Annotated in this window: 2 tRNA genes; both read left to right on the top strand. The window is 51.8% G+C overall.

Features of this window, described 5'->3' with window-relative positions:
- Positions 1-10 precede the first annotated feature (10 nt).
- Positions 11-87 (top strand) — tRNA-Met (locus AC1DIS_RS30160).
- A 243-nt stretch (positions 88-330) separates the two neighbouring features.
- Positions 331-407, top strand: a tRNA-Met gene (locus AC1DIS_RS30155).
- Positions 408-447 lie beyond the last annotated feature (40 nt).

Raw genomic sequence — 447 nt, 5'->3', positions numbered from 1 at the left:
GCCACACAGACGCGGGATGGAGCAGTCTGGTAGCTCGTCGGGCTCATAACCCGAAGGTCGTCGGTTCAAATCCGGCTCCCGCAACCAAACATCAAAAAAGGCTACTCGAAAGAGTGGCCTTTTTTGTGCGTGCCTGTTTTATAAAAAATCAGCGTTTCATGCTTTACCKAGCAGAAACGAGAAATCCTTCTGATTCCGAAACTTAGCGTTCCTCGGCGACCGTTCAGCGCTGATTCTGGTTTATTTGACCCATACTTGGATTAACGGTTGACACTACGGCGTTCGCCTGTAGAATGCCGCCACACAGACGCGGGATGGAGCAGTCTGGTAGGCGGGATGGAGCAGTCTGGTAGCTCGTCGGGCTCATAACCCGAAGGTCGTCGGTTCAAATCCGGCTCCCGCAACCAAACATCAAAAAAGGCTACTCGAAAGAGTGGCCTTTTTTGT

This window comes from Pseudomonas sp. 05N433, from assembly GCF_056396925.1.
This window is presented reverse-complemented; position numbering and strand designations above follow the sequence as displayed.